General features: G+C 65.5%; 7 protein-coding genes. 6 read left to right on the top strand and 1 reads right to left on the bottom strand.

Going from position 1 to position 7,280, the window contains the following annotated elements; translation table 11 throughout:
* Window positions 1–51: 51 nt before the first annotated feature.
* Window positions 52–537: a MarR family winged helix-turn-helix transcriptional regulator gene (locus DU475_RS22425; protein ID WP_164633367.1), complete on the bottom strand. Its 486-nt coding sequence runs from the start codon at window positions 535–537 to the stop codon at window positions 52–54.
* 126 nt (window positions 538–663) lie between these two features.
* Here DU475_RS22425 and DU475_RS22420 point away from each other — a divergent pair, with 126 nt between their 5' ends.
* From DU475_RS22420 to fahA, 6 genes are all read left to right on the top strand, one after another.
* Window positions 664–2,280 (top strand): FAD-dependent oxidoreductase, encoded by a 1,617-nt coding sequence (locus DU475_RS22420; RefSeq protein WP_164633366.1) that lies wholly within the window; start codon window positions 664–666, stop codon window positions 2,278–2,280.
* Window positions 2,277–2,492: a DUF2783 domain-containing protein gene (locus DU475_RS22415; protein ID WP_013504484.1), complete on the top strand. Its 216-nt coding sequence runs from the start codon at window positions 2,277–2,279 to the stop codon at window positions 2,490–2,492. The genes DU475_RS22420 and DU475_RS22415 overlap by 4 nt, the downstream gene beginning before the upstream one ends.
* Before the next feature lie 194 nt (window positions 2,493–2,686).
* Complete coding sequence (locus DU475_RS22410) at window positions 2,687–3,640, top strand: MBL fold metallo-hydrolase (RefSeq protein ID WP_164633365.1); 954 nt, start codon at window positions 2,687–2,689, stop codon at window positions 3,638–3,640.
* Between the two features lie 56 nt (window positions 3,641–3,696).
* Window positions 3,697–5,043, top strand: a complete 1,347-nt coding sequence (gene hmgA, locus DU475_RS22405; RefSeq protein ID WP_164633364.1) for a homogentisate 1,2-dioxygenase — start codon at window positions 3,697–3,699, stop codon at window positions 5,041–5,043.
* Window positions 5,040–5,696 (top strand): maleylacetoacetate isomerase, encoded by a 657-nt coding sequence (gene maiA, locus DU475_RS22400; RefSeq protein WP_164633363.1) that lies wholly within the window; start codon window positions 5,040–5,042, stop codon window positions 5,694–5,696. The genes hmgA and maiA overlap by 4 nt, the downstream gene beginning before the upstream one ends.
* Window positions 5,697–5,898: 202 nt before the next feature.
* Window positions 5,899–7,167: a fumarylacetoacetase gene (gene fahA, locus DU475_RS22395; protein WP_164633362.1), complete on the top strand. Its 1,269-nt coding sequence runs from the start codon at window positions 5,899–5,901 to the stop codon at window positions 7,165–7,167.
* Window positions 7,168–7,280 lie beyond the last annotated feature (113 nt).

Raw genomic sequence — 7,280 nt, 5'->3', positions numbered from 1 at the left:
CGTGGCAGCAGTCCCGAGTTTCCGGCTCGCGACGCGGCGCCGAACGACCGACTACCTGATGGAAGCCGGCGCCGTCTCGGAATGGTCGTGGCTGGCCTGGATCAGGTTCAGATGTCGCTCGATCTTGCCGAGGGCGGCGGCCAGTTGCTCCCGCTCCCGCTCCGTCAGGCAGGACAGGATCTCCTGTTCCTTGCGCTTCAGCCGCGGCACCAGCTCGTGATACAGCGCGCGGCCCTTCTTGGTGAGCCGCAGCCGAAACTCGCGGCGATCGTCCTCGTTCTCGACCCGTTCGATCAGTTCGCGCTCGAGCAGGCCGGTCACTGCCCGGCTGATGGTCGATTTGTGCGTGCGTGTGCACTGCGCAATGAACTGCGCCGTGCAGGCGTCGTTGCGGAAGCCGAGCGTGGCGAGAATGCGCCAGCCCGGAATATCCAGCCCGTAGCGCTGCTGATACTCCTCCGACAACGCGGCGCTGACTTCCGCGGCCAGCCGGTTGAGCTGGAACGGCACGAACGAGAACAAATCGAGCTTCGGCAAAAATTTCTCCGGGGCCGGGTTGCGCGGCGCGACGATCGCGGCTTAGATAGTTGCAAATGAAACTATCACGCAGGAGGACGCCTTGACCAGCGCTTTGCACGGGACGGGTCGGCAGGGCTGAGGCCGATGGCCCATCAGGAGCATTTCCAGTTCGGCTATCGCCGGCACGCGGATCAGGATCGTCAGGAACCCGCGCGCCATCCGGTCGTGGTGGTCGGCGCCGGTCCGGTCGGGCTGTCGCTGGCGATCGATCTGGCGCAGCGCGGCCAAAACGTCGTGCTGCTCGACGATGCCGATCGGATCGGCGAAGGCTCGCGCGCGATCTGCTTCTCCAAGCGCGCGCTTGAAGTCTGGGACCGGCTCGGCGTCGGCACGCAGATGGTCGAGAAGGGCGTCGTCTGGCAGGTCGGCAAGATCTTTCGCCGCGACGAGATGGTGTACCGCTTCGACCTGCTGCCGGAGACCGGCCACAAGATGCCGGCCTTCATCAATCTGCAGCAATACTACGCCGAGGCGTTCCTGGTCGGCCGGGTGCAGCAACTGCCGGGAATCGACCTGCGCTGGCGCAACAAGGTGACGGCGCTCGCCCAGCACAACGATCATGCCGAGCTGACGATCGAGACACCGGATGGGCCGTATCGGCTGGCGGCCGACTATGTGGTCGCCTGCGACGGCGCCCGCTCGGCGCTGCGCGGCATGGTCGGCGCCGAGTTCGCCGGCGAGGTGTTCGAGGATCAGTTCCTGATCGCCGACGTGAAGATGACGGCGGAGTTTCCGACCGAGCGCTGGTTCTGGTTCGACCCGCCGTTCCACTCCGGCCAATCGGCATTGCTGCATCGCCAGCCCGACGATGTCTGGCGGATCGACCTGCAGATCGGCCCCGAGGCCGATGCCGCGGTCGAGCGCCAGCCGGAGCGGGTACGGCCCCGGATCGAGCGGATGCTCGGCCACGGCGATTTCAGCTTCGAGTGGATCTCGATCTACAAGTTCCAGTGCCGGCGGATGCAACGCTTTCTGCACGAGCGGGTGATCTTCGCCGGCGACTCTGCGCATCAGGTGTCGCCGTTCGGCGCGCGCGGCGCGAATTCGGGTCTGGAGGACGGCGAGAACCTCGCCTGGAAGCTCGATCTGGTGTTGCGCGGGCAGGCGCCGGCGAGCCTGCTCGACAGCTACGATATCGAGCGCAGCCAGGCGGCCGACGACAACATCCGTCACTCCACCCGTTCGACCGATTTCATCGCGCCCCATTCCAAGCAGGAACGCCGGCTGCGCGACGCGGTGCTGGCGCTGGCGCACGATGTCGAATTCGCCAAGCGGATGGTCAATGCCGGCCGGCTGTCGACGCCTTCGGTGTACGACAGCCCCCTGTCCACGCCGGATGTCGATGGCTGGGCTGCCGGTCCACGCCCAGGCGCCGCGCTGATCGATGCGCCGCTGTGTTCCGCCGAAGGTGAGCCGCGGTTTCTCACCGATGCGTTCACACAGGCGGGCCGTAACTTCGTCCTGATCGAAAGCGCCAACGGCGTGCGCGCGCCGCTGCCCGCCGGAGTCGCAAGTCTGCGCATCGGCGACGACGCGCCGCTGCGCGACCAGCAGGGCGCCTTCGCGCAGCGCTACGATGCGGCGCCGGGCTCGGCCTATCTGCTGCGCCCCGACGGCTACGTCGCCGCGCGGTTCAGGCACCCGACGACAGATGCAATCGATGCGGCGCTGGCGCGGGCAAGCGGGAGGGGCGCGTCATGAGCGCCGTGCTGTTGACCAGAAGCAATTTCGCCGATCCCGATGCTGCCTACCGGCTGATCGTCGAGACGCATCGCGGCCTCAGCGACGAACAGAGCGCGGCGCTCGACGCGGCGCTGGTGCTGATCCTCGCCAACCACATCGGCGATCTCGATCTGCTTCGCGAGGCGACAGCGCTGGCGAAGCGGAGCGTGGTGGAGGGGCAACCGGAGTGAGCGGCGTCAACGAAACCGCGCGGCGCAGGCGCCTCGCCCCAAGGTTCGTCATTCCGGGGCGCGCCGCGAGGCGCGAACCCGGAATCTCGAAGTGATAGTGCGAAGCGGCGGTCGCAGAACAGCTCGGGATTCCGGGTTCGCTCGCTGCGCGAGCGCCCCGGAATGACCAACTAGAAACAGAGTAAGGACCTCACATGGCCAAAGGCTTTGCCTCCACCACCGACCTCGCCGAGAAGAATGTGACGTTCTCCGAGATTGGTCCCGATCTGTACGCATTCACGGCGGAGGGTGATCCGAATTCGGCGGTGATCGTCGGCGACGATGGCTGTCTGGTGTTCGACGCGCAGGCGACGCCGGCGATGGCCGGCAAGGTGATCGAGCGCGTCCGCAGCGTCACCGACAAGCCGATCAAATACGTGGTGCTGTCGCACTATCATGCGGTGCGCGTGCTCGGCGCGTCGGCCTATCAGGCGCAAGGCATCATCGCGTCGCAGGAGACCTACCGACTGATCGAGGAGCGCGGCCAGCAGGATTGGGATTCGGAATACGGCCGGTTTCCGCGGCTGTTCCAGGATGCCGAGAGCATTCCGGGCCTGACCTGGCCGACGCTGGCGTTCGACGGCGAGATGTCGGTCTTCCTGGGCAAGCGTGAGGTGCGGCTGATGCAGCTCGGCGCCGGCCATACGTCGGGTGACATCGTCGCCTGGGTGCCGGACGCGCAGGTGATGTTCACCGGCGACCTCGTCGAGTATCACTCGGCCTGCTATTGCGGCGACGCTTACTTGCGCGAATGGCCGGCGACGCTGAACGAGATCCGCGAGTTCAATCCGAAGGCGATCGCGCCCGGGCGCGGCGACGCGCTGAAGGGGCTGGAGACCACGCGCGAGGCGATCGCGATGACGCGCGATTTCGTCGGCACGCTGTACGGCGCTGCCGAGATCTCGGTCGCCAAGGGCCGCAGCCTGAAGGAGACCTGGGACGCCGCCCGCGAGGTGATGGACCCGAAGTTCGCGTCCTTCGCGATCTACGAGCACTGCCTGCCGTTCAACGTGTCGCGGGCGTTCGACGAAGCCTCGGGCATCGACGATCCGGTGATCTGGACCGCCGAGCGCGATCGCGAAATGTGGGCCGCCCTGCAGGGCGGTTAGTCCGAACCGCGCGCGCGGCTTCGGCCGCGTCCGCGCCAACCGATCGGAGGACGACCATGAACATCAATGCCGCGCCGCAGATCCTCGGCGGCTCATCGCAAGGCATCACGCCCGGCTACATGTCCGGCTTCGGCAATTCGTTCGAGACCGAGGCGCTGCCCGGCGCATTGCCGGTCGGACGCAATTCGCCGCAGCGCTGCGCCTATGGTCTCTACGCCGAGCAATTGTCCGGATCGCCCTTCACCGCACCGCGCGGCGCCAACGAGCGGAGCTGGCTGTATCGTATCCGCCCGTCAGTGAAGCACTCCGGCCGCTTCGCCAAGGCCGATATGGGGTTGTGGCGTTCGGCGCCGTGCTTCGAGCACGATTTGCCGATCGCGCAGCTGCGCTGGGACCCGCCGCCGATGCCGCAGGACAAGCTGACTTTCCTGCAGGGCGTGCGCACCATGACGACGGCCGGCGACGTCAACACCCAAGCCGGAATGGCGACGCATCTTTATCTGATCACCCAGTCGATGGTCGATCAGCACTTCTACAATGCCGATGGCGAGATGATGTTCGTGCCGCAGCAGGGCAGCCTGCGCCTCGTCACCGAGTTCGGCGTCATCAGCATCGAGCCGGCGGAGATTGCCGTGATCCCGCGCGGCGTCAAGTTTCGGGTCGAGTTGGTCGATGGCCCGGCGCGCGGCTACCTGTGCGAAAACTATGGCGGCGCGTTCACACTGCCGGAGCGCGGCCCGATCGGCGCCAATTGCCTCGCCAATTCGCGCGACTTCCTGACGCCGGTCGCTGCCTATGAGGATAAGGACACGCCGACTGAACTGTATGTGAAATGGGGCGGTTCGCTGTACGTGACCAAGCTGCCGCATTCGCCGATCGACGTCGTCGCCTGGCACGGCAACTACGCGCCGTACAAATACGACCTGCGGACCTATTCGCCGGTCGGAGCGATTGGCTTCGACCATCCCGATCCGTCGATCTTCACCGTGCTGACCTCGCCGTCCGAGACGCCGGGCACCGCGAACATCGACTTCGTGATCTTCCCCGAGCGCTGGATGGTGGCCGAGAACACGTTCCGGCCGCCATGGTATCACATGAACATCATGTCGGAGTTCATGGGGCTGATCTACGGCGTCTACGACGCCAAGCCGCAGGGCTTCGTGCCGGGCGGCGCGTCGCTGCACAACATGATGCTGCCGCATGGCCCTGATCGCGAGGCGTTCGATCATGCTAGCAACGGTGAGCTGAAGCCCGTGAAGCTGACCGGCACGATGGCGTTCATGTTCGAGACCCGCTATCCGCAGCGCGTCACTGAGTATGCGGCAAGCTCCGGCCTGCTGCAGGACGATTACGCCGACTGCTGGAACGGCCTCGAAAAGCGCTTCGATCCGAACCGGCCATGACCAAAGCTCAGGATCACGACGCCGCGGTGCTGTACGGCTATTTCCGCTCCTCCGCGGCGTATCGGGTGCGGATCGCGCTCAACTTGAAGAACATCGTGGTGGCGCAGCGCTACGTCCACCTGCGCAACGGCGAACAGAACCTTGAGGCGTTCCGCTGGATCAATCCGGCCGGCCTGGTGCCGTATTGGAGCGAGGGCGAGTTCAACCTCGGGCAATCGCTGGCGATCATCGAGTATCTCGACGAGACCCACCCTGAGCCGCCGCTGCTGCCGAAAGATCCGAAGGCTCGCGCCATCGTGCGCGAGATCGCCTATGCGGTGGCCTGCGATATCCATCCGATCGGCAACCTGCGCATCCTGAAGCGGCTCAGCGAACTCGGCGTCGACGAGGTCGACAGCGCGCGCTGGTCGAAGGAATGGATCGAGCAAGGCTTTGCGGCGATCGAGGCGCGGCTGGCGCAGACGCCGGGGCCGTTCGCATTCGGCCAAAGGCCGACGCTCGCAGACATCTGCATCGTCCCGCAAGTGTTCAACGCTCGCCGCTTCGACGCCGACCTCGCCCCATTCGAACGCATCCGCCAGATCGAAGCCGAAGCAATGAAGATCGACGCCTTCGTCGCCGCCGAGCCGGGCCGGCAGCCGGATGCGGAGTAGTATCTTCGTCACTGCGAGGAGCGGAGCGACGAAGCAATCCAGCTGTTTTGGTACGACCCATCAACCTGTCATGCCCGGGCTCGTCCCGGGCATCCACTCTTGCTGCATAGATCGCGACGAAGGCGTGGATGGCCGGGACAAGCCCGGCCATGACGACGTTCGAGTACGATGGCATCGAAGCTAACGAAATCCAGGACTGAACATGCATCCCAACGATCCCCGCTTGTGCTCCTTCGTCGATGTAAAACCGGAATCCGACTTTCCGATCCAGAACCTGCCTTACGGTGTGTTCTCGACTGCAGATCATCCATCGCCCCGTGTCGGTGTCGCGATCGGTGAGTTCGTGCTCGATCTGGCTGCGCTGCAGGCCGCGAAGCTGCTCGATCTGCCGGAGGGCGTGTTCGCGCAAGGGTCGATCAACGCCTTCATGGCGCTCGGGCCGAACGTTTGGCGCAGCACGCGGGCGCGGATCAGTGCGCTGCTGCGGCACGATAATCCCGAGTTGCGCGAAAATGCGGAGCTGCGCGCCAAGGCGCTGCTGCCGATGCGCCAGGTGAAGCTGCATCTGCCGCTGCGTGTTGAGGGCTTCACCGACTTCTATTCGTCGAAGGAACACGCCACCAATGTCGGCACCATGTTCCGTGACAAGACCAATCCGCTGCTGCCGAACTGGCTGCACATCCCGATCGGCTACAACGGCCGCGCCTCGACCGTGGTGGTCAGCGGCACGAAGATTCATCGCCCGCGAGGCCAGCTCAAACCGCCGTCGGCCGAACTGCCGAGCTTCGGACCTTGCAAGCGGCTCGATTTCGAACTCGAGATCGGCGTGGTGGTCGGGCAGTCCTCAGTAATGGGGTCGACGCTGACCGAACAGCAGGCCGAGGAAATGATCTTCGGGTTCACTTTGCTCAACGACTGGAGCGCGCGCGACATCCAGCAATGGGAGTACGTGCCGCTCGGGCCGTTCCAGGCCAAGGCGTTCGCGACCTCGATCAGCCCGTGGATCGTCACCCGCGAGGCGCTGGAGCCGTTTCGCGTGGTTGGGCCGGTTCAGGACCCGGCGCCGCTGCCGTATCTGCAGCAGAAGGGCGCCAACAATTACGACATGTCGCTGGAGGTCGCGTTGCGGACGCCTGCGATGCCGAAGCCTGCGCGGATCAGCGCCACCAATTTCAAATACATGTACTGGTCGTCGGTGCAGCAGCTCGTGCACCACGCCTCGAGCGGCTGCGCGATGAGCGTTGGCGACCTGCTCGGCTCCGGCACGGTGTCGGGCCCGGAGAAGGATCAGCTCGGCAGCCTGCTGGAATTGAGCTGGAACGGCTCGGAGCCGGTGCAGCTGCCGGGGGGCGAGACCCGCGGCTTCCTCGAAGACGGCGACAGCCTGGTGATGCGCGGCTGGTGCCAAGGCGACGGCTACCGCGTCGGCTTCGGCGAAGTCGAGGGCACGGTGCTGGCGGCGAGCGAGTAGTTCCTTGCACCGTCATTCCGGGGCGCGAGCGTAGCTCGCGAACCCGGAATCCCGAGGTGCTCTGAACTGCTGGATTCCGGGTTCGCTCGCTGCGCGAGCGCCCCGGAATGACG

The sequence above is a fragment of the Rhodopseudomonas sp. WA056 genome (genome assembly GCF_010906995.1).
Classification (GTDB): domain Bacteria; phylum Pseudomonadota; class Alphaproteobacteria; order Rhizobiales; family Xanthobacteraceae; genus Rhodopseudomonas; species Rhodopseudomonas palustris_G.
The sequence above is the reverse complement of the archived record's forward strand: the minus strand, read 5'-3'. Positions and strand labels throughout refer to the sequence as shown.

Excerpts from the sequence above, each read along its gene's own strand:
- fahA (WP_164633362.1), top strand. The coding sequence starts at position 5,899 with ATGCATCCCAACGATCCCCGCTTGTGCTCCTTCGTCGATGTAAAACCG.
- DU475_RS22410 (WP_164633365.1), top strand. The coding sequence starts at position 2,687 with ATGGCCAAAGGCTTTGCCTCCACCACCGACCTCGCCGAGAAGAATGTG.
- DU475_RS22415 (WP_013504484.1), top strand. The coding sequence starts at position 2,277 with ATGAGCGCCGTGCTGTTGACCAGAAGCAATTTCGCCGATCCCGATGCT.
- maiA (WP_164633363.1), top strand. The coding sequence starts at position 5,040 with ATGACCAAAGCTCAGGATCACGACGCCGCGGTGCTGTACGGCTATTTC.
- hmgA (WP_164633364.1), top strand. The coding sequence starts at position 3,697 with ATGAACATCAATGCCGCGCCGCAGATCCTCGGCGGCTCATCGCAAGGC.
- DU475_RS22420 (WP_164633366.1), top strand. The coding sequence starts at position 664 with ATGGCCCATCAGGAGCATTTCCAGTTCGGCTATCGCCGGCACGCGGAT.